Origin of the sequence: Salmonella sp. SJTUF15581 (genome assembly GCF_043356775.1) — a bacterium.
GTDB classification, from domain to species: Bacteria; Pseudomonadota; Gammaproteobacteria; order Enterobacterales; family Enterobacteriaceae; genus Salmonella; species Salmonella enterica.
Genome location: NZ_JBEUJY010000001.1, coordinates 210,841 through 236,984, shown reverse-complemented (window position 1 = coordinate 236,984; position 26,144 = coordinate 210,841). Strand labels below are relative to the sequence as shown.

Below are 26,144 nucleotides of genomic sequence, written 5' to 3'. Positions count from 1 at the left end.
AGCCATATTATGAATAATGTCGCCTCGCCAACGCTCACGGTGCGCCGAATCACTACCGCCGACAATGCCGCTATTGCCCGTGTCATCCGTCAGGTTTCAGCGGAATACGGACTTACCGCCGATAAAGGTTATACCGTTGCCGACCCCAATCTGGATGAACTGTATCAGGTTTATAGCCAACCGGGCGCGGCCTACTGGGTGGTAGAGCAAAACGGTTGTGTGGTGGGCGGCGGCGGCGTGGCGCCGTTATCCTGTAGCGAACCAGACATTTGTGAACTGCAAAAAATGTATTTTTTACCGGTGATTCGTGGTCAGGGGCTGGCGAAAAAGCTGGCGCTGATGGCGCTGGATCATGCCCGTGAACAGGGTTTTAAACGCTGCTATCTGGAAACAACGGCTTTTTTACGCGAGGCGATTGCGCTATACGAACGTTTAGGATTTGAACATATTAGCGAACCGCTCGGCTGCACCGGACATGTCGATTGCGAAGTGAGGATGTTAAAGGATCTCTGAAAACCAGGCGTTTATTTATCCTCGCCAGGTATTATTTTTGCTGATATAAGTAATCCCGGAAACATCCTGTTATCCGGGAATCACTTATTATTCAAGGAAGTTATAAATGAAACGCCTATTATCAGCAATTGTTTTCCCCGCTATGTTTATTAGTATCTCTAATGTATATGCATTAGATATACAGCCCGGCGAATGGAAAATGGAAAATATAGAAATGCGCACCATCAATCCAGATACAAAAGAAGTATTAATGGATGAAAAAAATTCGGGCATAGCGACGCTTATGTGTTATACCCCTAAAATGTCTGAAGATTCTAAAAAAATGGTGAAGGGTTTTTCTACCAGTGCAGGCGGTTGCACGACAACATTTGTAGAAAGTACGGATACCAAACTGATCAATGAGACTGTCTGTAATAATCCTGATGTCAAATCGCACTCTATTGTAGAAACGACGAAAATAAGCGATACAGAATTTGCGATGACCATGAAATCGGATGTCGATGCAGGAGGTAATAAAACAACCTCCATCAACAAAATTAAACAAACCTTTGTTGGCAAGACCTGCTCTGAAGCGTCAAAAGGCGTGAAACAGTAACTATTTCAACACAAAAACCCGTAGTGATTGATGCAATAATGGCATTGTTCAAGGTCACCTTTCGGGAATATAACACTGAGTGAGTTCTTTTTGCCTGCCGCAGGGCAGGCTTTACTCAGGACAGAATATCATGAAAATGACTTTTCCTGCTCGCCAGCAGTTTGATGCCGGGCGGATGACCACGCAGGTGGCGACAGCGTAAAAGATAAAAACGCTAATCTTTAATTTTACCCTTTATCCGGCGGCTGGCACGCCGCTATGAAAACGAAACTCGCGGTCTGGCGACAAGATAAGGTCAGCTTCCACCTCGCCAAAATAGCGCACGCGCGCAGAAATGTCCTCGGTGGAAATCTGCTGCGCCAGCGCCAGGTAATCCTGATAATGCCGCGCTTCGGAGCGCAGAAGCGAGAGATAAAACGTCTGTAAATCCTCATCCAGCCAGGGCGCCAGAGCGGCAAAACGTTCGCAGGAGCGGGCTTCGATATACGCCCCGCAAATCAGCTTATCAATTAAGGTGAGCGGTTCGTGCGTGCGTACCGCTTTCAACATTCCTTTCGCGTAGCGGCTGGCGGTGATTTTCACATAAGGAATGTTTCTGGCCTGCATGACCTCGCGTACCTGCCAAAAATGGTGCAACTCCTCTTTAATCAATAACACCATACGGTCGATAAGCTGACGACCCCAGGGGTCATCAGTTTGCGACATGGCGCTTTTGCTAATCTGTCTATGCAGGGCAACAAAATCCGGCTCCGGCCCCTGACGAAACGCGAACGCCTCGTAAGGTTGCAGCCAGGCGAGCAGCGCGTCGGCGCCCGATTTATCGGCGACATATTTACGCACCAACAGCAACGCGGTTTGCGCAGCCTTCAGTTCGCAGATCAAGTGATCGGTAAGCAGAAGAGGAAGATTTTGCGGATCGCGGGCCTGGACAATCCACGCCTGCGGCGTCGGGCAATGCAGGAAATTAAGCACCGGAGAGAGTATTTGCGGGTAATTCATACGTAACCTGTTAAAAAAATACGACAGCAAACGCTGCCGTACCGTCATACTATGCAGCTTTAGTGACGCACGCCGTCGTCATCTTCATCGACATAATCGTCGTCATCACCCTCTTCGCCATTAGGGTCTTCAAAATAGGTTCCCCAGCCGTCGTATTCGACATCATATTTTTCCGCCAGGTTCATCAGTTGCTCAACCTGAGCGTCGATGAGTTCGGCGTTCAACGCGCACTCGCTGAGGATGTCGCAACAAATAACCGTATCGCCCTCTTCCACTTCCAGCTCTTCCGGCTCCGTCACTTCATAGCCGAGTTTAAAGGCTTCTACCGCGGCTTTTTCCAACGTTTCGAAATCGTCAGCGGAAAGGTGATGCTCGATAGTGTACAGCGCATCCGGATCGCTGCCGTCCTCAAGTAACTCTTCAATAATTAACCGCGTTTCTTCACGCTGCTCTTCCAGTAATTCCGGGTTTGCCATAGCTCGTTCCTCATAGATGTCCTGCCGATACTCTTATTGTCACATACCGCCGACGTTGCCTCCACCTTATCGAGAAAAGTTTTATCAAACAGGGTTGCAAATGAATAATCATCCATATAAAGTGAATTTTAATTCAATGAGAGGCCTAAGCCATGTGAGGGAAGTATGTCTACGTTTTACCAAAAACCTTTTTTAAAGTTACTTGATTTCACCGCCAGCGAGCTCACTGCTCTGTTGCAGCTTGCCGCCAAACTGAAAGCCGATAAGAAAAACGGTAAAGAAGAACAAAAGCTGGTGGGTAAGAATATTGCGCTCATCTTCGAAAAAGACTCGACCCGGACACGATGCTCTTTCGAAGTTGCCGCATACGATCAGGGGGCGCGCGTGACGTACCTGGGTTCCAGCGGGAGCCAGATCGGCCATAAAGAGTCCATCAAAGATACTGCCCGCGTCCTGGGCCGGATGTTTGACGGTATTCAGTATCGAGGATATGGCCAGGAGATCGTCGAAACGCTGGCTGAATATTCCGGTGTGCCGGTATGGAACGGTTTAACCGATGAGTATCACCCAACGCAATTACTGGCGGATCTGCTTACCATGCAGGAACATCTGCCGGGTAAAGCCTTTAACGAGATGACGTTGGTCTATGCCGGCGACGCGCGTAATAACATGGGTAACTCCATGCTGGAAGCCGCCGCGTTAACAGGATTGGATCTCCGTCTGGTCGCGCCAAAAGCCTGCTGGCCGCAAGCCGCGTTAGTGGCGGAGTGCAGCGCCATGGCGAAAAAGAACGGCGGCGCCATCACCCTGACCGAAGATATCGCCTCGGGCGTAAAAGGTGCGGATTTTATCTATACCGATGTTTGGGTCTCTATGGGCGAACCCAAAGAGAAATGGGCGGAGCGTATTGCCCTGCTGCGTGATTATCAGGTCAACAGCCAGATGATGGCCTTAACCGGCAATCCGCAGGTTAAGTTCCTGCATTGTCTGCCTGCGTTCCATGATGACGAAACCACGCTCGGCAAAAAAATGGCCGAAGAGTACGGTTTACATGGCGGGATGGAAGTGACCGACGAGGTTTTTGAGTCTGCGGCCAGCATTGTCTTTGATGAAGCGGAAAACCGAATGCATACCATCAAAGCAGTAATGGTAGCGACGCTGTCTAAATAATGTCGTGATGATGCCGGATGGCGGTTGGCCTACAAGATCGCAACGTGCAGGCGCCGCCATCCGGCACAAAATATTACGCCATCAGCATTTTCACAACCGCTTTACGTACCCGCGCCGGTTCTCCCACCGCGCACAGGGGCTTATGCACTTCGCCGGGATAAAACACCACAAAGTCACCTTCGTTCAGGACGACGGTTTTCTCGTCGACGCTCGTCGGTAAAAATGCAATGTCTTTATCCGCCAGCCAGTCCGTGTGCGGCGTCCCCGCAGGCCGGGTGCTGAATGCCATCCCTTCCTGACCTTGTAGCACAATCTGAATATCAAGATAACGGGCGTGATACTCTGCGCTGCGCGATTCGCCCGGCTCCGTCATATTTTCAGAAATCATATAAAACAGCCTGTCGCCGTCAATGTCATACTTACCTGGCGCGGTCGTTGCCGTGACATGCGCATTGACGTGCTCAATCGCCTGCCGTAACGCCGTCGGCAGCCAGGCCTCCAGATGTTCAATATTGCCAATAATCATCGCACCCCCTTAGTTAAAACAGCGTTTTATATTTCTCTTTATACGAGAAAAATGGCTGCCATACTACCCTTACTCTCATCGATTTTGCGCCAGCGCATGTTTATCGCCAGCGGTGTTTCTATATTGTTAATAGTTCGCCCAACTTTATGCAGTACCTATGCATAAACCCCAGCGGCGCCAAATTGCCACCACTAACAACGCTTTGATATTAAAGGCGTTAACATAAAAACGTTTTAGCGATCACAATTCGCTCTCCCTGCATAAATGACTTCTCTATCCATAGTTATTTTTAAATTATTTAAATATCCCCGATAATAAAATCCCCCTCACGCATAGTTATGCAACCATTAAAAATAATCAGTTTATTTTCAATGAGTTAAGATTTAAACATCATTCAATACAGCAAACAAATAATTAACAATAAAAAAATAACAAACCATATAGCTGCGTAGTAATTCATTTAATGCCTTATTGTTTTTTAAATTTCTCTGACCCGGCTCATATATTAAGTAAGAAAAATAGCACTCCTTGATTGATGTGAATCTCATCACATTAACAATCCAAATAAAATTCAATCATTGCTCCCGAATTTAACTGAAACGCCGCGACTGCAAGCACGCTAAATATTTGCAGCCACTCCTTCTTTATTCTTGAAATTATGTAAAAGGTATAATGATGGAAAAGCATTTTGTCGGTTCTGAAATCGGTCAATTACGCAGCGTAATGTTGCATCGTCCCAATCTCAGCCTAAAAAGACTTACCCCTTCAAATTGTCAGGAATTACTTTTTGACGATGTATTATCCGTAGAGCGCGCTGGCGAAGAGCATGACATTTTTGCCAACACGCTGCGCCAGCAAGGGATAGAAGTATTGCTGTTAACCGACCTGCTCACCCAAACGCTGGATGTGGCTGACGCTAAAGCCTGGCTGCTGGATACACAAATTTCCGATTATCGCCTGGGGCCCACCTTTGCCGCAGACATTCGCGCCTGGCTGGCGGATATGCCGCACCGTGAACTGGCTCGCCATTTAAGCGGCGGTTTAACTTACGGCGAAATCCCCGCCTCCATAAAAAATATGGTGGTCGATACTCACGATATTAATGACTTTATTATGAAGCCATTACCGAATCACCTATTTACCCGTGACACGTCCTGCTGGATATATAACGGCGTCTCAATTAACCCCATGGCGAAACCTGCACGCCAACGTGAAACGAATAATTTACGTGCTATTTATCGCTGGCATCCTCAATTCGCAGGTGGTGATTTCATTAAATATTTCGGCGACGAGGACATTAATTACGACCACGCCACTTTAGAGGGCGGCGATGTGCTGGTGATTGGCCGCGGCGCGGTGTTGATCGGTATGTCTGAACGTACTACGCCGCAGGGCGTCGAGTTCCTGGCGCAGGCATTGTTTAAACATCGTCAGGCGGAACGCGTCATTGCCGTTGAACTGCCAAAACATCGCTCCTGTATGCACCTTGACACCGTCATGACCCACATTGATATCGACACCTTCTCCGTCTATCCGGAAGTCGTTCGCCCGGACGTTCAGTGCTGGACGCTGACGCCAGACGGACGCGGCGGTCTGAAACGAACCCAGGAGAGCACGCTGGTTCATGCTCTTGAAACAGCGCTTGGCATCGATCAGGTGCGCTTAATCACCACTGGCGGCGACGCATTTGAAGCTGAGCGCGAACAGTGGAATGACGCCAATAACGTGCTCACCCTGCGTCCCGGCGTGGTGGTGGGCTATGAGCGCAACATCTGGACCAACGAAAAATACGACAAAGCCGGCATTACCGTCCTTCCCATTCCCGGCGATGAACTGGGTCGCGGGCGCGGGGGCGCGCGCTGCATGAGCTGTCCACTGGAACGCGATGGTATTTAAAGGAGACGTTATGGAAAACAAACGCACACTGGTCGTCGCGCTGGGCGGCAATGCGCTGCTCAAACGCGGCGAACCGCTGGAGGCTGATATTCAGCGTAAAAATATCGAACTGGCGGCCAGAACCATCGCCCAGCTTACGCGGCAATGGCGCGTGGTGTTAGTGCACGGCAACGGCCCACAGGTAGGACTGCTGGCGCTACAAAATAGCGCCTACGCTAACGTTACGCCCTACCCGCTCGATATTCTCGGTGCGGAAAGCCAGGGCATGATTGGCTACATGCTGCAACAGGCGCTGAAGAATCATCTGCCGGAGCGTGAAATCAGCGTCCTGCTCACCCAGGTCGAAGTCGATGCCAACGACCCGGCATTCCTCAATCCAACCAAATATATCGGCCCCATTTACGACGAAGCGCAGGCCCGTGCGTTACAGGCAGAAAAGGGCTGGGTATTCAAAGCCGACGGTAACGCCTTCCGCCGCGTTGTGCCCTCCCCGCAGCCGAAACGCATTGTGGAAAACGATGCCATCCGCGCGCTGATTAGCCGCGATCACCTGGTTATCTGTAACGGCGGCGGCGGCGTGCCGGTCGTGGAAAAAGCCGATGGCTACCACGGTATCGAGGCGGTGATCGACAAAGATCTGTCCGCCGCCCTGCTTGCCAGCCAAATTCACGCCGACGCGCTGCTCATTCTGACCGATGCCGACGCGGTGTATCTCGACTGGGGCAAGCCCACCCAACGCCCGCTGGCGCAGGTTACGCCGGAGCTGCTTCGTGAAATGCAGTTCGACGCCGGTTCGATGGGCCCGAAAGTGACCGCCTGCGCTGAGTTTGTCAGCCATTGCCGCGGCATTGCCGGAATCGGCTCGCTGGCGGATGGGCAAGCCATTCTCGCGGGCGAGAAAGGTACTTTGATTCGGTGTGAAACCGCCGACGTTGACGCATAAGGCTTTTTACCGGATGGCGGCTTCCGCCTTATTCGGCCTACAGAGCGCGCATAACCGTGGGCCGGATAAGCGCAGCGCCATCAGGCAATTCATTTTAACAAGGATATTGTAATGGTTATTTCACTGAAAAATCGTAACTTTTTGAAGCTGCTTGACTACACCCCGGCGGAAATCCAACACCTCATCGATCTGGCTATTGAGCTGAAAGCCGCAAAAAAAGCCGGATGCGAAAAGCAAACACTGATCGGCAAAAACATCGCGCTGATTTTTGAAAAAAACTCTACCCGCACCCGATGCGCGTTTGAAGTCGCCGCTTTCGACCAGGGCGCCCAGGTGACTTATCTCGGCCCAAGCGGCTCGCAGATCGGCCATAAAGAGTCCATGAAAGATACTGCTCGCGTCCTGGGGCGGATGTATGACGGCATCGAATATCGCGGTTTTGGTCAACACATTGTGGAAGAGCTGGGGGAATACGCGGGCGTTCCCGTCTGGAACGGCCTGACCGATGAATTTCACCCCACACAGATCCTGGCCGATCTGATGACCATGCTGGAACACGCGCCGGGTAAAACGCTGCCGGAACTGAGCTTCGCCTACCTGGGCGACGCGCGCAACAACATGGGCAACTCGCTGATGGTGGGCGCGGCGAAGATGGGCATGGATATCCGCCTGATAGCGCCAAAGTCCTTCTGGCCTGATGCCGCGCTGGTCGCGCAGTGCCGGGAAATCGCCAGCGTTACCGGCGCTCGTATCACCTTAACGGAGAGCGTTGAAGACGGCGTTCACGGCGTGGATTTCCTCTATACCGACGTCTGGGTCTCGATGGGAGAACCCAAAGAAGCCTGGGCGGAGCGCGTCAGTCTGATGACGCCATATCAGGTCAACCAGCAGGTGGTAAACGCTACCGGTAATCCTGATGTGAAGTTTATGCACTGCCTACCCGCCTTCCATAACGAGCACACCAAAGTGGGACGCGAAATCGAAATGGCTTACGGCCTGAAAGGACTGGAGGTCACGGAAGAGGTGTTCGAGTCCGCAGGCTCGATAGTCTTCGATGAAGCGGAAAACCGGATGCACACCATCAAAGCGGTCATGGTGGCGACGCTCGGCGACTAATCCCACAGGATATGCGCCCTCGCGGCGCATATCCGTGATATCAGGAGAGAACATCATGGGTAAATTTAAATTTCCCACCGCTTATACCATCCTGTTTATTCTTATTGCCCTGGTCGCGGTGATGACCTGGATTGTGCCGGCGGGAAAATACCAAATGGCGATGAACGCCACGCTGGGAAAAGAGGTGCCGGTGGCGGGAACGTATGCCCCCGTGGACGCGCATCCGCAAGGGATTACCGCTGTTTTACTGGCGCCGATTGACGGCCTCTATAACCACGAAACCTACACCGCCGGCGCCATTGACGTCGCGCTGTTTGTCTTGATTATCGGCGGCTTTCTGGGGGTGGTGAATAAAACGGGGGCGATTGATGCCGGTATTGAACGGGTAACAGTCAAACTCAACGGCAAAGATGAGTGGATGATCCCCATTCTGATGGCGCTGTTCGCCGCAGGCGGCACTATCTATGGCATGGCGGAGGAGTCGTTGCCCTTCTACACGCTGCTGGTGCCGGTCATGATGGCGGCCCGCTTCGATCCGTTAGTGGCGGCGGCAACCGTACTACTCGGCGCGGGGATAGGCACGCTCGGTTCGACCATTAACCCTTTCGCCACGGTCATTGCCGCCAACGCCGCCGGCATCCCTTTTACTCAGGGAATGCTGATGCGCGTACTGCTGTTAATCGTCGGCTACGTATTGTGCGTGTTTTGGGTAATGCGCTATGCGCGCAAAGTCCGCGCCCATCCTGAGCTTTCTATCGTGGCGGATAAAATGGAGGAAAATCGCGCCCATTTCCTCGGCAATCGCGCCAATACACTGCTGGAGTTTACGGCTACCCGGAAATGGGTGCTGCTGATCTTCGCCGCCTCTTTCGCGGTGATGATTTACGGCGTGGCGGTTCTCGGCTGGTGGATGGCGGAAATCTCCGGCGTCTTTCTGGCGGCGGCGATTATCGTTGGCGTGATAACGCGGATGGGCGAGGAAGCGTTCACCAGTACCTTTATCGACGGCGCGCGGGATTTGCTCGGCGTGGCGCTAATTATTGGTATCGCGCGCGGCATTGTGGTGGTCATGGATAACGGTATGATTACCCACACCATTTTGCACAGCGCGGAAAGTCTGGTTTCCGGCCTCTCTACCACCATTTTCATAAACGTAACCTACTGGCTGGAAGTATTGCTCTCCTTCCTGGTGCCCTCCTCTTCCGGTCTTGCCGTATTGACGATGCCCATTATGGCGCCGTTAGCGGATTTTGCCCACGTACAACGGGATTTGGTCGTAACCGCCTACCAGTCGGCCTCCGGGATTGTGAATCTGGTTACTCCCACCTCCGCCGTGGTCATGGGCGGTCTGGCAATCGCGCGGGTTCCCTATGTCCGCTATCTGAAATGGGTCGCGCCGCTGTTGCTGATCCTGACATTGCTGAATATGGCGGTACTGAGCATCGGAGCGATGATGTAACGAGCCAGATGGCGACGCGTCTTATCCGACAGGACTGATAAGCACAGCGCCATCAGGCACGCCGTCACCTTTTTTGATCGGCTTCTCATTTTCCTGCAAAACCGCCCGATTGATCCGCAATCAATGTGACAAATGTGATGAATTTCGCCAGTCCGTTGATATCAATAATAAAGATAAGGTGCATTTATGAAGGAATACGATGATTACTCCGCCAAAGAACAACAGCAACTGGCGGTTTGTCAGCGCCTGATTAGTGAAAAAAGTTACCTGTCCCAGGAGGAGATTCGCCGCGATTTACAAAATGAGGGATTTGAAGGTATCAGCCAGTCTACGGTTTCGCGCCTGCTCAAGCTGCTGGGCGCAATAAAAATCAGAAATACGAAGGGACAAAAGATTTATTCCGTAAATCCCCAGCGGCGTCCTTCGCCGGATGCCGGACGTTCAATAGCTGAAATGGTCGTCAGCGTTGAACATAATAGCGAATTTATCCTTATCCATACGGCGGCAGGTTATGGTCGCGCCGTCGCGAGAATTCTGGATTACCACGCATTGCCGGAAATTCTCGGCGTCGTTGCCGGTAGCAGTATTGTCTGGGTCGCACCGCGGGTCGTTCAGCGTACGGCGCTGGTACACAAACAAATTAATTATTTGCTTAAAATGAATTTAAATTCATAAGAACCGTTTGCGATGAGTAAATCATGCATTAATTCGCTTGATCCCAAAACAGAGCTGAGTATAATCGCGGACAATTTGCCGGGAGGAAGCATGGTTCAGTGTGTACGACATTCTGTCTTACCGCGTCTGAAAAAAGACGCAGGCCTGCCGTTTTTCTTTCCGTTGAAAACCAATACCAAGCCCCTCAATTGAGGGGCTTTTTTTTGCCCAGGCGTCAGGAGATAAACATGGCTAACCCGCTATATCAAAAACATATCATTTCCATAAACGACCTCAGCCGCGACGATCTTAATCTGGTACTGGCGACGGCGGCGAAATTAAAAGCCAACCCGCAGCCGGAGCTTTTGAAACATAAAGTGATCGCCAGCTGCTTTTTCGAAGCCTCCACGCGTACCCGCCTGTCGTTTGAAACTTCAATGCATCGCCTGGGCGCCAGCGTAGTGGGCTTCTCCGACAGCGCCAACACGTCGCTGGGGAAAAAAGGAGAAACGTTAGCCGACACGATCTCAGTGATTAGCACTTACGTGGACGCGATTGTGATGCGCCATCCGCAAGAAGGCGCGGCACGTCTGGCGACGGAGTTTTCCGGTCAGGTGCCGGTGCTCAATGCGGGCGACGGTTCGAACCAGCATCCGACGCAGACCCTGTTGGATCTGTTCACCATCCAGGAAACGCAGGGCCGTCTGGATAACCTGCATATCGCGATGGTCGGCGATCTGAAATATGGCCGCACCGTGCATTCGCTAACCCAGGCGCTGGCGAAATTTAGCGGCAACCGTTTTTATTTTATCGCGCCGGACGCGCTGGCGATGCCGCAGTACATTCTGGATATGCTTGATGAAAAAGGAATGGCCTGGAGCCTGCATGGTTCTATTGAAGAGGTCATGGCCGACGTCGACATCCTCTATATGACTCGCGTACAGAAAGAGCGTCTCGACCCGTCGGAGTACGCCAATGTGAAGGCGCAGTTTGTTCTGCGCGCCAGCGACCTGAACGGCGCGCGTGAAAATATGAAAGTGCTGCACCCGCTGCCGCGGATTGATGAAATCACCACGGATGTGGATAAAACGCCACACGCCTGGTACTTCCAACAGGCGGGCAACGGTATTTTCGCTCGCCAGGCGTTACTGGCGTTAGTACTGAATAGCGAACTGAGTCTGTAAGGGAGAAAAACGATGACACACGATAACAAACTGCAGGTTGAAGCCATTAAATGCGGCACCGTGATTGACCATATCCCTGCGCAGGTAGGCTTTAAACTGCTGAGTCTGTTTAAATTGACCGAGACCGATCAGCGAATCACTATCGGTCTGAATCTCCCGTCTGGCGAGATGGGGCGTAAAGACTTAATCAAAATAGAAAACACCTTTCTCACCGATGAGCAGGTTAACCAACTTGCTCTGTACGCGCCGCAGGCCACCGTTAACCGCATCGACAACTACGACGTAGTCGGGAAATCACGCCCCAGCCTGCCAGAGCGTATTAATAATGTGCTGGTTTGCCCGAACAGCAACTGCATCAGCCACGCGGAACCGGTATCCTCCAGCTTTGCAGTGAAAAAACGCGCCAACGATATCGCCCTCAAATGCAAATACTGTGAAAAAGAGTTTTCGCATTATGTGGTGCTGGCCAACTAATTTGGGTTGGTTATGAGATCCCGGCTCCCTATAATGAGCGGGGACATTCTATTACCGCTGTAATTCAGGAGAAATCATGAGCAAAACTATTGCGACGGAAAATGCACCAGCAGCAATCGGCCCATACGTACAGGGCGTTGACCTGGGTAGCATGGTAATCACTTCCGGTCAGATCCCGGTCGATCCGAAAACCGGTGCCGTAGCGGAAGACGTATCCGCTCAGGCACGTCAGTCGCTGGAAAACGTTAAAGCTATCGTGGAAGCCGCTGGCCTGAAAGTAGGCGACATTGTGAAAACGACCGTATTCGTGAAAGACCTGAACGATTTCGCGACCGTCAACGCCACCTACGAAGCCTTCTTCACCGAGCACAACGCCACCTTCCCGGCGCGTTCCTGCGTGGAAGTTGCCCGTCTGCCGAAAGACGTGAAAATTGAGATTGAAGCGATCGCTGTTCGTCGCTAAGCGCCGGACGTCATCCCCGCCGGGCGGCGCAAGTTTGCCCGGTTCGGGGCACCAACAGCCATGGAGAGGCGGCAATGGTAAGATCGCGTTTTACCGAGGAACAAATCGCCGATTTTCTGCAACAGTCGAAAAACGGCGTACCGAATAAGGCGTTGTGCGAAGAATATGGATTTAGCAACAGCACGCTCCGTCGCTGGCAGGAGAAACATGCTGAAAGCATACGCCAGGAATTAAAACAGATAGAATCTACCGCGAAGATAGTCTTTTTATGCTTCATTGTCGCAGCCATATTGCTTACCCTTATGTTTCCTAAACCCACTGCCGCCTTAGCGATTCCTCCTTACTTAGTTTATTGCATTAGCTATATTCGCCGCTTTCGTCGCATATCCGCAAAACATATCCGGCGGTGGGACATCTCCTCCTCTCGTTCTGGCTCGGGGGCAGAGAATGTATTTTACAAACTTAGCTGGACATTCCTCTTTTTTATGCCTGCATATAGCATTCTACAGTTGCTTGAATAAGCCCTGAAATTTAAAGATAAAGCCGATCGCGTTAAACTTGTCGAGCTTTACGGGCATCTGGCCTGGTTAGCGATATCGGGGATTAAGCACGCTGGCGAATCCCCGACGAAAGTGTTTACTGCCAGCCATAACGTCGGCTGTAAAACCCTTTCACCAACTGGGTTAACGTCATATAGCCCGCCAGAATAGCAATCAGCCACGGGAAATAGCTTAACGGCAGCGCCTGCAACTGCAGGTAAGACGCCAGCGGCGAAAACGGCAACGAGACTCCCACCACCATCACCAACAATGTCATCGCCATCAGCGGCCAGGCGGCGCGACTTTGAATAAACGGCAGACGACGGGTACGGATCATATGCACAATCAGCGTTTGCGACAGTAATCCCACCACAAACCAGCCGGACTGGAACAAAGTTTGCGTTTCTGGCGTATTCGCATGAAATACCCACCACATCAGACAAAAGGTCAAAATGTCGAAAATCGAGCTGATCGGACCGAAAAAGACCATAAAGCGCCCCAAATCCGCCGGATTCCAGCGCTGCGGCTTTTGAATTTGTTCTTCATCGACATTATCAAACGGAATCGCCACCTGGGATACATCGTACAGCAGGTTTTGAATCAGCAAGTGCAGCGGCAGCATTGGCAAGAACGGCAAAAAGGCGCTCGCTACCAGCACGCTAAACACGTTACCGAAATTTGAGCTGGCCGTCATCTTGATATATTTCAACATATTAGAAAAAGTACGACGACCTTCAATGACGCCTTCTTCCAGCACCATCAGGCTCTTTTCCAGCAGGATAATATCGGCGGCTTCACGGGCGATGTCCACCGCGCCATCTACCGAGATACCAATATCCGCCGCCCGCAACGCCGGGGCATCGTTAATCCCGTCGCCCATAAAACCGACCACATGCCCCTCGCGTTTGAGCAAAGTGACGATGCGCTCTTTATGCATCGGCGTCAGACGCGCAAACAACGTCGTACGGGCGGCCAGCGCCGCCAGCGCGTCGTCGCTTAACCCTTCAATATCACTGCCAATAATGACATCGCCCGCATCCAGCCCAACCTCATGGCAAACTTTTGCCGCTACCAGCTCGCTGTCGCCGGTGAGAATTTTCACCGTAATTCCGCTCGCCTTCAGCGCTTTCAGCGCCGGCGCGGTGGTCTCTTTCGGCGGATCGAGAAAAGCGATATACCCTTCCAGGATCAGGTCAGATTCATCGATACGCTGGTAATCGCCCTCACGCGCAGACAGGTATTTGGTCGCGACGGCGACCACGCGTAGCCCCTGACGGTTCAGCGTGTCGGTAACGCGTTTCACCCGGCGCAGCATATTGTCGTCCAGCGGCACAATATCGCCGTTGTGGCGCACCTGAGTACACACGTTCAGGATCTCCTGTAACGCGCCTTTGCAGACCAGTTGATGCACGTTCGAATCTTCGGCGACCACCACCGACATCCGGCGACGCTCAAAATCAAACGGAATCTCATCGATTTTCTGCCAGCGTCCGGAGAGCTGACGCGCGGCGGTTTCGTCTACTCCCTCCAGGACCGCCGTATCCAGTAAATTTTTTAGACCGGTCTGATAATGGCTGTTCAGCCAGGCGCAATGCAGTACATGCTCGCTGGGCTTACCAGAGATATCCGTATGATTCTCCAGCACAATTTTATCCTGCGTCAGAGTGCCGGTTTTATCGGTGCACAGAATATCCATCGCGCCGAAGTTCTGAATCGCGTCAAGGTGCTTCACGATAACTTTCTGTTTCGAAAGCTTCACCGCCCCGCGCGCGAGGGTGGAGGTGACGATCATCGGCAACATTTCCGGGGTGAGTCCTACCGCGACCGAAAGCGCAAATAGCGCCGCTTCCCACCAGTCACCTTTCGTGTAACCATTAATAATCAGTACTACCGGCGCCATGACCAGCATAAAACGGATCAGCAACATGCTGACGCGGCTAATTCCTTTCTGGAAAGCGTTCTGCTCGTTATCTTGTTCCGAAACGCGCCCCGCCAATTGACCAAACCAGGTGCCGGCGCCGGTCGCCATCACCACGGCCTGCGCCGTTCCGCTCACGACGTTCGTCCCCATAAAGCACAGCGTGTCGCACTCAAGCGGGTTATTTTGCCGGGGCTCACGCGTCGCAGCGACTTTCTCGACCGGCAGAGATTCGCCGGTCAGCGACGCCTGGGCGACAAACAGATCGCGCGCCTGGATAATCCGTAAATCCGCCGGGATCATATCCCCCGCCGCCAGCTTAATAATATCGCCGGGCACCAGTTGATCGATGGGTAATTCCAGCCAGGCGTTTTCGCCATTTTCATTAATAACCCGCAGTACGGTAGCGGTATTGCTCACCATCGCTTTTAGCGCGTCCGCCGCTTTCGTCGAGCGTGCTTCCTGCACAAAATTCAGCAGCGTTGAGATACCGACCATCAGGGCGATAACGCCTGCGGCAAACAGATCCTCCGTGGCATAAGAAATGCCGCCAAGAATCGTGAGTAAGATATTGAAAGGATTGCGATAACATACCCACAGATGCACCCACCACGGCAAGGGTTTCTGTGCCGGAAGGCGGTTTTCGCCATGCTTTTCACGCGCGCGCGTCACCTCGGCGGCGTTTAATCCCTCCGGGTGCGTATCAAAAACGCGCCAGAGCGTCTCCTGCTCCATTGCCGCGACTTTCAGACAGCGCTCGCTCAGCGAAGGCGGGATAGTCGCATTTACCGCGGTCTGCGCGCCGGGCAGCGGATCGCGGTGAACCAGACGATAAGGCAAATGACGATTAAGCCGGGCAAAAAGCTGGCGGGTAATGGTTTTTAGCATAGGTAATCCCTCCGCGCCGAAGTCAGGCGCAGAAAATTCTTCAGGCACGGCAAAGCCTTGCCCGATGAGCAATGTTTAAATAAAAACAGGGACGTTATTGTGTCACTGTCTTACACACCGGTAAGACAGCAGAGGCAGGCTTACCGGAAAAGGAAAATTCTCCATCGCGGGAGAGGGGTGGGTTCAGGGTCCATGTCGCCTCCGGTAAGTAAATAATTTGCGCCGCGGATTATACGCATAAATCCATAAGTTTTGTGGCAATTATGGCGGTATCATACCGTTACGTAATTAAACCAACGATAAACCAGACTTTGCCCATTGCCCTTCGCTTGAGTAAAGTTACTCTTTTTATCACCATCAGCATCACGCCACGGGAAAACAGGATGCAAAACCGGCTCACTATCAAAGACATCGCCCGCCTGAGCGGCGTAGGGAAATCAACCGTTTCCCGCGTGCTTAACAATGAAAGCGGCGTAAGCGAACGTACCCGCGAGCGTGTCGAAGCGGTGATGAATCAACACGGTTTCTCTCCGTCCCGCTCCGCCCGCGCGATGCGGGGACAAAGCGATAAAGTGGTCGCTATTATCGTCACTCGCCTTGATTCGTTGTCTGAAAACCTCGCGGTTCAGACCATGCTGCCTGCGTTTTATGAACAGGGCTACGACCCTATTATGATGGAAAGCCAGTTCTCGCCGACGCTGGTAATGGAACATCTGGGCATGCTCAGACGACGTAACATTGATGGCGTGGTGCTGTTTGGCTTTACCGGCATCACAGAAGAGCTGATCGCCCCCTGGAAAGCCTCGCTGGTGCTGCTGGCAAGAGATGCGCAAGGTTTTGCCTCCGTCTGTTACGACGACGAGGGCGCGATTCATATCCTTATGCAGCGGCTGTATGAGCAGGGACACCGCAACATTAGCTTTCTGGGCGTTCCCCATAGCGATATTACCACCGGCAAACGTCGGCATGACGCATACCTGGCGTTTTGCAAAAAACATAAACTTCATCCCGTCGCCGCCCTGCCCGGTCTTGCCATGAAGCAGGGCTATGAGCATACGGCAAGCGTCATCATGCCGGATACCACCGCGTTAGTCTGCGCCACCGATACGCTGGCGTTGGGCGCCAGTAAGTATTTACAGGAGCAACGTATTGAGACGCTGCAACTGGCAAGCGTCGGGAACACGCCGCTGATAAAATTCCTGCACCCGGAGATCGTCACTGTCGATCCCGGCTATGCTGAAGCCGGACGGCAGGCGGCTTCGCAGCTGATCGAACAGATCAATGGCCGCTGCGATCCGCGCCGGATCGTCATTCCTTCTACCCTCGCCTGAGTGACTAATTAAACGGAATACCACGAGTAATTTGTGATCGTCGCTGCGTTTCGGGAACGTTCCCATTTTTAAATCAACGTTGAAGAGATACTCTTGCGCCAACCCATAACATATCTCCTCTGCCATGAGGCTTTACGATGAGCAAAGTAAAACAAGCCAATATCGACCGGCTGGTTGACCTGGTCGGCGGGCGCGACAACATCGCCACGGTGAGCCACTGCATTACTCGCCTGCGCTTTGTGCTCCACCAGCCCGCGAACGCCAGGCCAAAAGAGATCGAACAATTACCGATGGTTAAAGGCTGTTTCACCAACGCCGGGCAGTTTCAGGTGGTGATCGGCACCGAAGTCGGCGATTACTATAACGCGCTGCTGGAGACCACCGGCAAAGCGTATGCCGATAAAGAGCAGGCCAAAAAAGCCGCTCGCCAGAACATGAAGTGGCATGAGCAGTTAATTTCCCACTTTGCGGAGATCTTCTTTCCGCTACTACCGGCGTTGATCAGCGGCGGTTTGATCTTAGGCTTTCGTAACGTGATCGGCGATGTGCCGATGAGCAACGGCCAAACGCTGGCGCAGATGCATCCAGCGCTAAAAACGCTTTATGATTTTTTATGGTTGATCGGCGAAGCGATCTTTTTCTATCTGCCGGTGGGGATCTGCTGGTCGGCGGTGAAAAAAATGGGCGGCACGCCGATTCTTGGTATCGTGCTCGGCGTGACGCTGGTGTCGCCGCAGTTGATGAATGCGTATCTGCTGGGCCAGCAAACGCCGGACGTCTGGAACTTCGGCTTATTTAGCATTGAGAAAGTGGGCTACCAGGCGCAGGTTATCCCGGCGTTACTGGCAGGGCTGGCGCTTGGGTTTATTGAAACGCGGTTGAAACGTATCGTGCCGGATTATCTCTACCTGGTCGTCGTCCCGGTGTGTTCGTTGATACTGGCCGTCTTTCTCGCCCACACCTTTATCGGCCCCTTTGGTCGTATGATCGGCGACGGCGTGGCCTTTGCGGTACGTTATCTGATGACCGGCAGTTTCGCCCCGATAGGCGCGGCGCTGTTCGGCTTCCTGTATGCCCCGTTGGTCATTACCGGCGTCCACCAGACAACGCTCGCTATCGATATGCAGATGATCCAGAGCATGGGCGGTACGCCAGTCTGGCCGCTGATTGCGCTGTCGAATATCGCGCAGGCCTCCGCCGTGGTGGGCATCATCATCTCCAGCCGTAAACACAATGAACGCGAGATCTCCATTCCTGCCGCCATTTCCGCTTACCTTGGGGTAACCGAACCGGCGATGTACGGTATCAACCTGAAGTATCGTTTTCCGATGCTGTGCGCGATGATCGGATCTGGTCTGGCGGGACTGCTCTGCGGTCTGAACGGCGTCATCGCCAACGGTATCGGCGTGGGCGGCCTGCCGGGCATCCTGTCTATACCGCCGCGCTACTGGCAGGTGTACGGCATGGCGATGGTTATCGCGATCGTTATCCCGGTGATTCTGACCACCTTTATCTATCAGCGTAAGCATCGTCAGGGCACATTACAAATTGTCTAATACTTCTTCGGGGCGCAGTTGCGTCCCAACGCACTTGCAGGAAACAACAATGACTATTCCCCTCTGGTGGCAAAACGGCGTTATCTATCAGATCTACCCGAAAAGTTTTCAGGACACGACCGGCAGCGGCACCGGCGATTTACGCGGCGTCACGCAGCGCCTTGACTATCTACAGCGACTCGGCGTAGATGCCATCTGGCTCACGCCGTTTTATATCTCGCCGCAGGTGGATAACGGTTATGACGTCGCAAATTATACGGCTATCGACCCGACCTACGGCACGCTGGATGATTTTGACGAGCTGGTCGCGCAGGCGAAAGCACGCGGTATTCGTATCATCCTGGATATGGTGTTTAACCATACTTCTACCCAGCACGCCTGGTTTCGCGAAGCGCTGAACAAAGAGAGTCCATACCGTCAGTTTTATATCTGGCGCGATGGCACGCCGGAGGTCTGCCCGAATAACTGGCAATCCAAATTTGGCGGCAGCGCCTGGCGCTGGCATAGCCAGAGCGAACAATATTATTTACACCTTTTCGCGCCTGAACAGGCCGACCTGAACTGGGAAAATCCCGCCGTGCGCGCCGAGCTGAAAAAGGTCTGCGAATTCTGGGCCGATCGCGGCGTGGATGGCCTGCGTCTGGACGTGGTGAACCTGATCGCCAAAGATCAGGATTTTCCTGACGATCCGACGGGCGACGGACGCCGCTTTTATACCGACGGACCGCGCGCGCATACGTTTTTACGCGAAATGAACCGTGACGTTTTTACGCCGCGTAATCTGATGACGGTAGGCGAAATGTCCTCTACCACGCTGGAAAACTGCCAGCAATATGCCGCGCTTAGCGGCGACGAACTCTCGATGACCTTCAATTTTCATCATCTGAAGGTGGATTACCCCAATGGCGAAAAGTGGACGCTGGCAAAACCTGATTATGTGGCGCTGAAAGCGTTGTTCCGCCACTGGCAACAGGGGATGCATAACGTCGCCTGGAACGCGTTATTCTGGTGTAATCACGATCAGCCGCGCATCGTTTCCCGCTTTGGCGACGAGGGTGAATACCGGGTTCCAGCCGCGAAAATGCTGGCGATGGCGCTGCACGGTATGCAAGGGACGCCTTATATCTATCAGGGCGAAGAAATCGGCATGACCAACCCACACTTTACCCGCATCACCGATTATCGCGACGTGGAAAGCCATAACATGTTTGCCGCGCTACGCGCCGCCGGACGCGACCCCGACGAACTACTGGCTATCCTGGCCAGTAAATCCCGCGACAACAGCCGCACGCCGATGCAGTGGGACAACGGTAAAAACGCCGGTTTCACCCAGGGCGAGCCGTGGATAAGCCTGTGCGATAACTATACGGAGGTTAATGTCGCGGCGGCATTACGCGATGAAAACTCGGTGTTTTACACCTATCAAAAGCTGATTGCGCTACGTAAAACCCAGCCTGTACTGATCTGGGGCGATTATCAGGATCTCCTCCCGGATAGCCCATCAGTATGGTGTTATCGCCGCCAGTGGCAGGGGCAAGCCCTGCTGGTTGTCGCCAATCTGAGCGACCAGTGCCAGGAGTGGCATCCGTCGCATATCAAAGGACAGTGGCAGGCGCTACTGCACAATTATAGCGAGGTCGCCAGCCAGCCAGCCGCGATGACGCTCCGCCCATTTGAAGCCATCTGGTGGTTACAACGCTAACGCGACGTCCTTATACGGATAAACGCCACAAACCTATTGACACGGGCTGTGGCGTTGCTCCAGGTTACTGTCTGTTTTTGTTGAATAATTAATCAGATTTTTCTTGCTATCTTTTACAAACGCTACAGCGCCCGCCATCTGTACGCTCTGATTTTTACCTTGTTCTACATCAATAAAATTGCAAACATCCTTGATGCAAATCACTACATATAGACTTTAAAATGCACGCCGACCCAATATGTTGTATTAATTGACTACAATTGCTACAACACCTGTTCACTCGACACAAGGTGAATTGTGGATAACCTGGGTCAGGATTGCGGGAAGTCGTTGGAAAAGAGATGAATAAACCTGTTATGGCTTCCCCGGCCTCTGTGGATAACCTGTTCTTACAAATATGGAGTGATCATGACACCGCATGTGATGAAACGAGATGGCTGTAAAGTGCCATTCAAATCAGAGCGCATTAAGGAAGCCATTCTACGTGCAGCTAAAGCAGCGGGAGTCGATGACGCAGATTACTGTGCCACCGTCGCAGAAGTCGTTAGCAGCCAAATGAACGCACGCAGTCAGGTGGATATTAACGAGATCCAAACTGCGGTTGAAAACCAACTGATGTCCGGCCCGTACAAACAGCTTGCCCGCGCCTACATCGAATACCGTCACGATCGCGACATTCAGCGTGAAAAGCGTGGTCGTCTGAACCAGGAAATTCGCGGCCTGGTAGAGCAAACTAACTCCGCGTTGCTCAATGAAAACGCCAACAAAGACAGTAAAGTCATTCCCACCCAGCGCGATTTGCTGGCCGGGATTGTCGCCAAACACTATGCCCGCCAGCACCTGTTGCCGCGTGACGTAGTACAAGCGCATGAGCGCGGCGATATCCACTATCACGATCTCGACTATTCGCCGTTCTTCCCGATGTTCAACTGTATGCTGATCGACCTGAAAGGCATGTTGACCCAGGGCTTTAAGATGGGTAACGCCGAGATCGAACCGCCAAAATCTATCTCTACCGCCACTGCCGTTACCGCGCAGATTATCGCGCAGGTCGCCAGCCATATTTATGGCGGCACCACCATTAACCGTATCGACGAAGTGCTGGCGCCGTTTGTCACCGAAAGCTACAACAAGCACCGCAAAACCGCCGATGAGTGGCAGATCCCGGATGCCGAAGGGTATGCGCGTTCTCGCACCGAAAAAGAGTGCTACGACGCCTTCCAGTCGCTGGAATACGAAGTTAACACGCTGCACACCGCTAACGGCCAGACGCCTTTCGTGACCTTTGGTTTTGGCCTCGGCACCAGCTGGGAGTCGCGTCTGATCCAGGCGTCTATTTTGCGTAACCGTATCGCCGGTCTGGGTAAAAATCGCAAAACCGCCGTGTTCCCGAAACTGGTCTTCGCTATCCGCGACGGTTTGAACCACAAGTTTGGCGATCCGAACTACGACATTAAACAACTGGCGCTGGAGTGCGCGAGCAAGCGCATGTATCCGGACATCCTCAACTACGATCAGGTGGTCAAAGTCACCGGTTCGTTCAAAACGCCAATGGGCTGCCGCAGCTTCCTCGGCGTGTGGGAGAACGAAAACGGCGAGCAGATCCACGACGGGCGTAACAACCTGGGCGTGATTAGCCTTAACCTGCCGCGCATCGCGCTGGAAGCAAAAGGCGACGAAACCGCATTCTGGAAACTGCTGGATGAACGTCTGGCGCTGGCGCGGAAGGCGCTGATGACCCGTATCGCCCGCCTTGAAGGCGTGAAAGCCCGCGTCGCGCCTATCCTGTATATGGAAGGCGCCTGCGGCGTGCGGCTGAAAGCGGACGACGACGTGTCTGAAATCTTTAAAAATGGTCGTGCGTCCATCTCTCTGGGCTACATTGGTATCCATGAAACCATTAACGCGCTGTTCGGCGGCGAGCACCTGTACGACAGCGAGCAGCTTCGCGCTAAAGGCATCGCGATTGTGGAGCGTCTGCGCCAGGCCGTGGATCAGTGGAAAGACGAGACCGGCTACGGCTTTAGTCTGTACAGCACGCCAAGTGAAAACCTCTGTGACCGCTTCTGCCGTCTGGATACCGCCGAGTTCGGCGTGGTGCCGGGCGTAACCGATAAAGGTTACTACACCAACAGCTTCCACCTCGACGTGGAGAAGAAGGTCAACCCGTACGACAAAATCGATTTCGAAGCGCCGTATCCGCCGCTGGCGAACGGGGGTTTCATTTGCTACGGCGAATACCCGAACATTCAGCACAACCTGAAAGCGCTGGAAGATGTCTGGGATTACAGCTATCAGCATGTACCCTATTACGGCACCAACACGCCGATCGATGAATGCTACGAGTGCGGCTTTACCGGCGAGTTCGAATGTACCAGTAAAGGTTTTACCTGCCCGAAATGCGGCAACCACGACGCCGCACGCGTCTCGGTCACCCGCCGCGTGTGCGGTTATTTAGGCAGCCCGGACGCGCGTCTGTTTAACGCCGGTAAGCAGGAAGAAGTGAAGCGCCGCGTGAAGCATTTAGGCAATGGGCAGATCGGTTAATCCTCCGTTTGCAATGCGTAAATGCCGGATGGCGGTGTAAACACCTTATCCGGCCTACAACCGCTGGCTATAATTCCAATTTCATGAGTTTCCTCTAAGCAGTTGGTGTTGTAGCAAGGCGGCAAACGAACGAATCCCAGGGAGCTTACATAAGTAAGTGACCTGGGTAAGTGAGAGCGGCCAATGCCGCTACAGCGCCAAATGCAACGAGGAAACATGAACTTTCACCAATACTACCCCGTAGACATCGTTAACGGCCCCGGCACCCGCTGCACCCTGTTTGTGTCAGGGTGCGTGCATGAATGCCCTGGCTGCTACAACAAAAGCACCTGGCGGCTCAATTCCGGCCAGCCGTTTACCAAAGAGATGGAAGATAAGATCATTGCCGATCTGAACGACACGCGCATTCACCGTCAGGGGATCTCGCTGTCGGGCGGCGATCCGCTGCATCCGCAAAACGTACCGGATATCCTGGCACTGGTACAACGCATCCGCGCAGAATGCCCGGGGAAAGATATCTGGGTGTGGACCGGCTACAAGCTCAATGAACTCAACGCCGCGCAAATGCAGGTGGTCAATCTCATCAACGTGCTGGTCGATGGCAAATTTGTGCAGGATCTGAAAGACCCGGCGCTTATCTGGCGCGGTAGCAGCAACCAGGTAGTGCATCATTTGCGTTGATCGCTAAAGCCGTTTGTTTGCATCGTGGTAGACGGCTGAATGTTCTCGCTTGCCGACCGCAACAACAAACACAATCACAACGTCATCCCGAACCTGGTACACCAGACGATAACCGGACGATTTAAGCTTAATTTTATAGCAGTCAGGAAGACCGTTTAAACGGGCAGAGTCGATTCTGGGGTTCAATAGCACATCAGCCAACTTTTTCTTAAGCTGAGCCTTCACCGTATCGCCCAGCTTATGCCACTCTTTTAAGGCCCTCGGGTCGAATTCCAGTTCATAAGTCATCCAGACTAACCTTGATTCCCTTTTGCGGACTAGACAGCCTCTCCCGAACTGTCTGAATCAGTGCATCTTCACTGTCGCTAAGAGTGACGGTTTTCACTGGCATGCGCCCCGTTTCCGCGACGTACTGGAACAGTAATCGCACGGCTTCCGTTGGAGTAATGTTCAGTTTTTCCAGCACGGCATAAGCCTCATTTTTGAGTTTGTCATCCAGACGGACGTTCAGCGTGGCCATTATGCCTCCAGGAGAATCGAATGTGTAATGCAGTTTAGCATTACATTCGCATTACATCGAATTCTGGATAACGCCTCTCAAAAACGACTCACGCACTCCATCGCGACCGTTTTAAATTGCGTAAAATTCTGACATGCGCAGAGGCGCGTCATGGCGCGTTCGCGCAGGAAAGTGACGAAAATATCGTAGATGGCCATCGCCTCTTCATATTCACTTTTGCTGATGGCGAGTAAAAAAATAACGTGCGCCGTTTCATCACCCCAGGCAATCCCCTGCGGCGCGAGCACCGTATAAACCACCGTTTTCTTCGCCAGCAGCCCCAGCGCGTGTGGCAAGGCAATCCCGTCGCCTAATAACGTACTGACAATAGCTTCACGTTCAATAACCGAATCGAGAAACGCCGCATCAACAAAGCCTTCCTCGTGCAACTGATCGCACAGCGTTTTAAACAGCGTCTGTTGATCTATTTCCCCCTCCACAATGCGAAAATGCGAGGCATCGAAATATTTATCCAGCATCCACGGACGGGTTCTGTCCACCAGCACCAGCTTACCGATCTGCTCCAATTGATAGTCGGTAGGAAAGGGGGCGATCATGATGACCGGTTTATCTTTTTCGCCGATCCGCGCTGTGGAAATCACAAAATCCTCCACAATGTTGTCCCGCGCCTCATAGTCGCGTAGCGTCAGAGTGCGGGCAATCTCAATCTGCGGGTATTTCCGCGCCAGTACCGCTTCAATCATCCGCACCATCGCATTACCAGCATCGCACACCAGCAGTACCTGCGGCTGCCGCTGGTAGCCAATGTTGTAACTACGTTCCAGCCCAACGCCAATATGCAGCACCAGAAAACCGATTTCGTTTTCGCTAATAGTATACGGCGTGTATTTTCCCCAACTCGATATCGCCGCCAACGTCATATCCCATGCCATCGGATAGTGCTGCTTAATATTTTCCAGTAGTGGGTTGGGGATCATGATCTGGTAGCGCACGCGGGTGATCATCGTTTTGATGTGGGTCAGCAAGTCCGCGTGAAGCTGTTTATCATTCAACAAGTTATAGTTGTACTGGGTATTAATAAAATTGAGGATATAGCGCACCAGCGCCTCTTCATCATCGGCATTAATGGCGCTGGGGGCAATTTCCTGTACCTGGCGGGCGGCAATATGCACCTTCAGCCAGCTTACTTCCGGCTCCGACAGCGGCTTGTCGGCCAGCTGTTGTAGTAGCTCCGCAATCTCATGCGCCGCATGGCGCACTTTTTCATCGACCTCCTCTGCCACGCATTCCGATAACGGATACCCCTCGCGAATACGCCGTACCGCCACCGCGCAGTACAAACGCAGAAACAGCTCGCTCTCATCGGTCAGGCGGATTTGACAATGAGAGAAAATATCCGGCAAAAGAGACTGCAGCCGTTGAGACACCTCGGTGTTCAGCGTGGTACTAACAATTAACGGATGGGAGGGCTCCTGCTGCGCCAGCGTCCATAAAAGGTCGGTCAGACAGGCGCGAATCGCCATCTCTCCGCCAAACAATTTCATGCCATGACGCGGACGCGTTTCCAGCGTCAGATGATAACGCTGCAAATGCTCGCGCACGTCCGCCATGTCGTTCTGCAGCGTCGCACGGCTGACAAACCATTCATCTGCCAAATCCTCCAGCTTCAGCGAGAAGGCGGAGGTTAAAAAACGCGCCAGCAAATAGTGTATCCGCTCCTGGCTGGTGCGCGGACCGCGCGCCAGGGCGGGAGATTGCTGCGTTTGCAGGGATTGATAACGTGCCGGATCATCAATTTTGAGCTGATACCCGTTGCCGCGGCTGAGAGTAAATTGCGCGCCATGCGGCGTCAGCAACATGTTCAGCGCGGCGATATCCGCCCGAACGGTACGCGTGGAGACCGACAACCGCTGCGCCAGCTCGTCCTGCGGCAGCGTCTCGTTTTGCAGCATCGCAAATAGCTGCGCTAAACGTTGGTTGGGGAATCGCACGTC

27 protein-coding genes and 1 pseudogene are annotated in these 26,144 nt (G+C 52.9%); 19 read left to right on the top strand and 9 right to left on the bottom strand.

From position 1 onward, the window contains the following. Window positions 1–9 precede the first annotated feature (9 nt). Both ABVN36_RS01095 and ABVN36_RS01090 read left to right on the top strand, forming a co-directional pair. Window positions 10–513 carry a GNAT family N-acetyltransferase gene (locus ABVN36_RS01095; RefSeq protein WP_001519079.1) on the top strand — a complete coding sequence of 168 codons (504 nt, stop codon included), beginning with the start codon at window positions 10–12 and terminating at the stop codon, window positions 511–513. Between the two features lie 106 nt (window positions 514–619). Further along, a complete protein-coding gene (locus tag ABVN36_RS01090; RefSeq protein WP_000826193.1) occupies window positions 620–1,108 on the top strand; it encodes a DUF3617 domain-containing protein in 489 nt (162 codons plus the stop codon). Between the two features lie 234 nt (window positions 1,109–1,342). On the opposite strand, the gene miaE is transcribed toward ABVN36_RS01090, so the two are convergent. Together miaE and rraB are read right to left on the bottom strand one after the other, a co-directional pair. Next, window positions 1,343–2,155 carry a tRNA isopentenyl-2-thiomethyl-A-37 hydroxylase MiaE gene (miaE, locus tag ABVN36_RS01085; protein ID WP_023138467.1) on the bottom strand — a complete coding sequence of 271 codons (813 nt, stop codon included), beginning with the start codon at window positions 2,153–2,155 and terminating at the stop codon, window positions 1,343–1,345. A gap of 11 nt (window positions 2,156–2,166) precedes the next feature. Continuing rightward, window positions 2,167–2,583: a ribonuclease E inhibitor RraB gene (gene rraB / locus ABVN36_RS01080; RefSeq protein ID WP_000002940.1), complete on the bottom strand. Its 417-nt coding sequence runs from the start codon at window positions 2,581–2,583 to the stop codon at window positions 2,167–2,169. Between the two features lie 16 nt (window positions 2,584–2,599). Here rraB and ABVN36_RS01075 point away from each other — a divergent pair, with 16 nt between their 5' ends. Beyond that, window positions 2,600–2,779, top strand: coding sequence for a hypothetical protein (locus ABVN36_RS01075; RefSeq protein ID WP_371045364.1), 180 nt, complete (start codon window positions 2,600–2,602; stop codon window positions 2,777–2,779). Further along, window positions 2,749–3,753 carry an ornithine carbamoyltransferase gene (gene argF, locus ABVN36_RS01070; RefSeq protein ID WP_000103041.1) on the top strand — a complete coding sequence of 335 codons (1,005 nt, stop codon included), beginning with the start codon at window positions 2,749–2,751 and terminating at the stop codon, window positions 3,751–3,753. The genes ABVN36_RS01075 and argF (ABVN36_RS01070) overlap by 31 nt, the downstream gene beginning before the upstream one ends. A 73-nt stretch (window positions 3,754–3,826) precedes the next feature. On the opposite strand, the gene ABVN36_RS01065 is transcribed toward argF (ABVN36_RS01070), so the two are convergent. After that, complete coding sequence (locus ABVN36_RS01065; RefSeq protein WP_000583455.1) at window positions 3,827–4,279, bottom strand: YhcH/YjgK/YiaL family protein; 453 nt, start codon at window positions 4,277–4,279, stop codon at window positions 3,827–3,829. A 675-nt stretch (window positions 4,280–4,954) separates the two neighbouring features. Between ABVN36_RS01065 and arcA the strand changes: the two genes are divergently transcribed. The 5 genes from arcA (at window position 4,955) to ABVN36_RS01040 (ending at window position 10,368) form a co-directional block, all read left to right on the top strand. Beyond that, on the top strand, window positions 4,955–6,175 hold the full coding sequence (arcA, locus tag ABVN36_RS01060; RefSeq protein WP_000410846.1) for an arginine deiminase: 1,221 nt from the start codon (window positions 4,955–4,957) through the stop codon (window positions 6,173–6,175). Window positions 6,176–6,185: 10 nt separating this feature from the next. Next, window positions 6,186–7,118, top strand: a complete 933-nt coding sequence (gene arcC / locus ABVN36_RS01055; RefSeq protein ID WP_000428751.1) for a carbamate kinase — start codon at window positions 6,186–6,188, stop codon at window positions 7,116–7,118. Window positions 7,119–7,229: 111 nt separating this feature from the next. Next, entirely contained in the window at window positions 7,230–8,234 is a 1,005-nt protein-coding gene (gene argF, locus ABVN36_RS01050; RefSeq protein WP_023138466.1) for an ornithine carbamoyltransferase, read from the top strand. A 55-nt stretch (window positions 8,235–8,289) separates the two neighbouring features. After that, window positions 8,290–9,693 carry a YfcC family protein gene (locus ABVN36_RS01045; protein ID WP_000514435.1) on the top strand — a complete coding sequence of 468 codons (1,404 nt, stop codon included), beginning with the start codon at window positions 8,290–8,292 and terminating at the stop codon, window positions 9,691–9,693. 186 nt (window positions 9,694–9,879) lie between these two features. Continuing rightward, complete coding sequence (locus ABVN36_RS01040) at window positions 9,880–10,368, top strand: arginine repressor (protein ID WP_000666051.1); 489 nt, start codon at window positions 9,880–9,882, stop codon at window positions 10,366–10,368. On the opposite strand, the pseudogene ABVN36_RS01035 reads toward ABVN36_RS01040, so the two are convergent. Further along, window positions 10,338–10,479 (bottom strand): annotated as a pseudogene (locus tag ABVN36_RS01035) (hypothetical protein). The gene ABVN36_RS01040 and the pseudogene ABVN36_RS01035 sit on opposite strands and share 31 nt — an antisense overlap. Between ABVN36_RS01035 and pyrL the strand changes: the two are divergent. The 5 genes from pyrL (at window position 10,459) to ABVN36_RS01010 (ending at window position 12,989) form a co-directional block, all read left to right on the top strand. Next, complete coding sequence (gene pyrL / locus ABVN36_RS01030) at window positions 10,459–10,560, top strand: pyr operon leader peptide (RefSeq protein WP_000249504.1); 102 nt, start codon at window positions 10,459–10,461, stop codon at window positions 10,558–10,560. The pseudogene ABVN36_RS01035 and the gene pyrL overlap by 21 nt on opposite strands. Window positions 10,561–10,595: 35 nt before the next feature. Beyond that, the gene (gene pyrB, locus ABVN36_RS01025) at window positions 10,596–11,531 is read left to right on the top strand and encodes an aspartate carbamoyltransferase (protein ID WP_000013055.1); all 936 of its coding nucleotides are present in this window, start codon (window positions 10,596–10,598) and stop codon (window positions 11,529–11,531) included. A gap of 12 nt (window positions 11,532–11,543) precedes the next feature. Continuing rightward, window positions 11,544–12,005: an aspartate carbamoyltransferase regulatory subunit gene (gene pyrI / locus ABVN36_RS01020; RefSeq protein ID WP_000148567.1), complete on the top strand. Its 462-nt coding sequence runs from the start codon at window positions 11,544–11,546 to the stop codon at window positions 12,003–12,005. Between the two features lie 76 nt (window positions 12,006–12,081). Continuing rightward, the gene (gene ridA, locus ABVN36_RS01015; RefSeq protein ID WP_000047544.1) at window positions 12,082–12,468 is read left to right on the top strand and encodes a 2-iminobutanoate/2-iminopropanoate deaminase; all 387 of its coding nucleotides are present in this window, start codon (window positions 12,082–12,084) and stop codon (window positions 12,466–12,468) included. 74 nt (window positions 12,469–12,542) lie between these two features. After that, window positions 12,543–12,989, top strand: coding sequence for a transposase (locus ABVN36_RS01010; RefSeq protein ID WP_000252550.1), 447 nt, complete (start codon window positions 12,543–12,545; stop codon window positions 12,987–12,989). A gap of 115 nt (window positions 12,990–13,104) precedes the next feature. Here ABVN36_RS01010 and mgtA read toward each other — a convergent pair whose 3' ends face one another. Continuing rightward, a complete protein-coding gene (mgtA, locus tag ABVN36_RS01005; protein WP_023138465.1) occupies window positions 13,105–15,813 on the bottom strand; it encodes a magnesium-translocating P-type ATPase in 2,709 nt (902 codons plus the stop codon). Window positions 15,814–15,953: 140 nt separating this feature from the next. After that, window positions 15,954–16,007 carry a mgtA regulatory leader peptide MgtL gene (mgtL, locus tag ABVN36_RS01000; RefSeq protein WP_099374030.1) on the bottom strand — a complete coding sequence of 18 codons (54 nt, stop codon included), beginning with the start codon at window positions 16,005–16,007 and terminating at the stop codon, window positions 15,954–15,956. Window positions 16,008–16,196: 189 nt separating this feature from the next. Here mgtL and treR point away from each other — a divergent pair, with 189 nt between their 5' ends. The 5 genes from treR (at window position 16,197) to nrdG (ending at window position 23,630) form a co-directional block, all read left to right on the top strand. Further along, window positions 16,197–17,144 (top strand): trehalose operon repressor TreR, encoded by a 948-nt coding sequence (gene treR, locus ABVN36_RS00995; RefSeq protein ID WP_001181297.1) that lies wholly within the window; start codon window positions 16,197–16,199, stop codon window positions 17,142–17,144. Window positions 17,145–17,281: 137 nt separating this feature from the next. Next, a complete protein-coding gene (treB, locus tag ABVN36_RS00990; protein WP_023138464.1) occupies window positions 17,282–18,700 on the top strand; it encodes a PTS trehalose transporter subunit IIBC in 1,419 nt (472 codons plus the stop codon). A 49-nt stretch (window positions 18,701–18,749) separates the two neighbouring features. Next, the gene (gene treC / locus ABVN36_RS00985; RefSeq protein WP_023138463.1) at window positions 18,750–20,402 is read left to right on the top strand and encodes an alpha,alpha-phosphotrehalase; all 1,653 of its coding nucleotides are present in this window, start codon (window positions 18,750–18,752) and stop codon (window positions 20,400–20,402) included. 408 nt (window positions 20,403–20,810) lie between these two features. Beyond that, window positions 20,811–22,949, top strand: a complete 2,139-nt coding sequence (gene nrdD / locus ABVN36_RS00980) for an anaerobic ribonucleoside-triphosphate reductase (RefSeq protein WP_241371378.1) — start codon at window positions 20,811–20,813, stop codon at window positions 22,947–22,949. Between the two features lie 216 nt (window positions 22,950–23,165). After that, entirely contained in the window at window positions 23,166–23,630 is a 465-nt protein-coding gene (gene nrdG, locus ABVN36_RS00975) for an anaerobic ribonucleoside-triphosphate reductase-activating protein (RefSeq protein WP_017441190.1), read from the top strand. 3 nt (window positions 23,631–23,633) lie between these two features. Here nrdG and ABVN36_RS00970 read toward each other — a convergent pair whose 3' ends face one another. The 3 genes from ABVN36_RS00970 to ABVN36_RS00960 all read right to left on the bottom strand — a co-directional run bounded on the left by ABVN36_RS00970 (window position 23,634) and on the right by ABVN36_RS00960 (window position 26,141). Further along, complete coding sequence (locus tag ABVN36_RS00970; protein WP_000220578.1) at window positions 23,634–23,918, bottom strand: type II toxin-antitoxin system RelE/ParE family toxin; 285 nt, start codon at window positions 23,916–23,918, stop codon at window positions 23,634–23,636. Then, on the bottom strand, window positions 23,908–24,150 hold the full coding sequence (locus ABVN36_RS00965; protein WP_000212724.1) for a type II toxin-antitoxin system RelB/DinJ family antitoxin: 243 nt from the start codon (window positions 24,148–24,150) through the stop codon (window positions 23,908–23,910). The genes ABVN36_RS00970 and ABVN36_RS00965 overlap by 11 nt, the downstream gene beginning before the upstream one ends. Before the next feature lie 77 nt (window positions 24,151–24,227). Then, a complete protein-coding gene (locus ABVN36_RS00960; RefSeq protein WP_023203318.1) occupies window positions 24,228–26,141 on the bottom strand; it encodes a BglG family transcription antiterminator in 1,914 nt (637 codons plus the stop codon). Window positions 26,142–26,144: the final 3 nt, after the last annotated feature.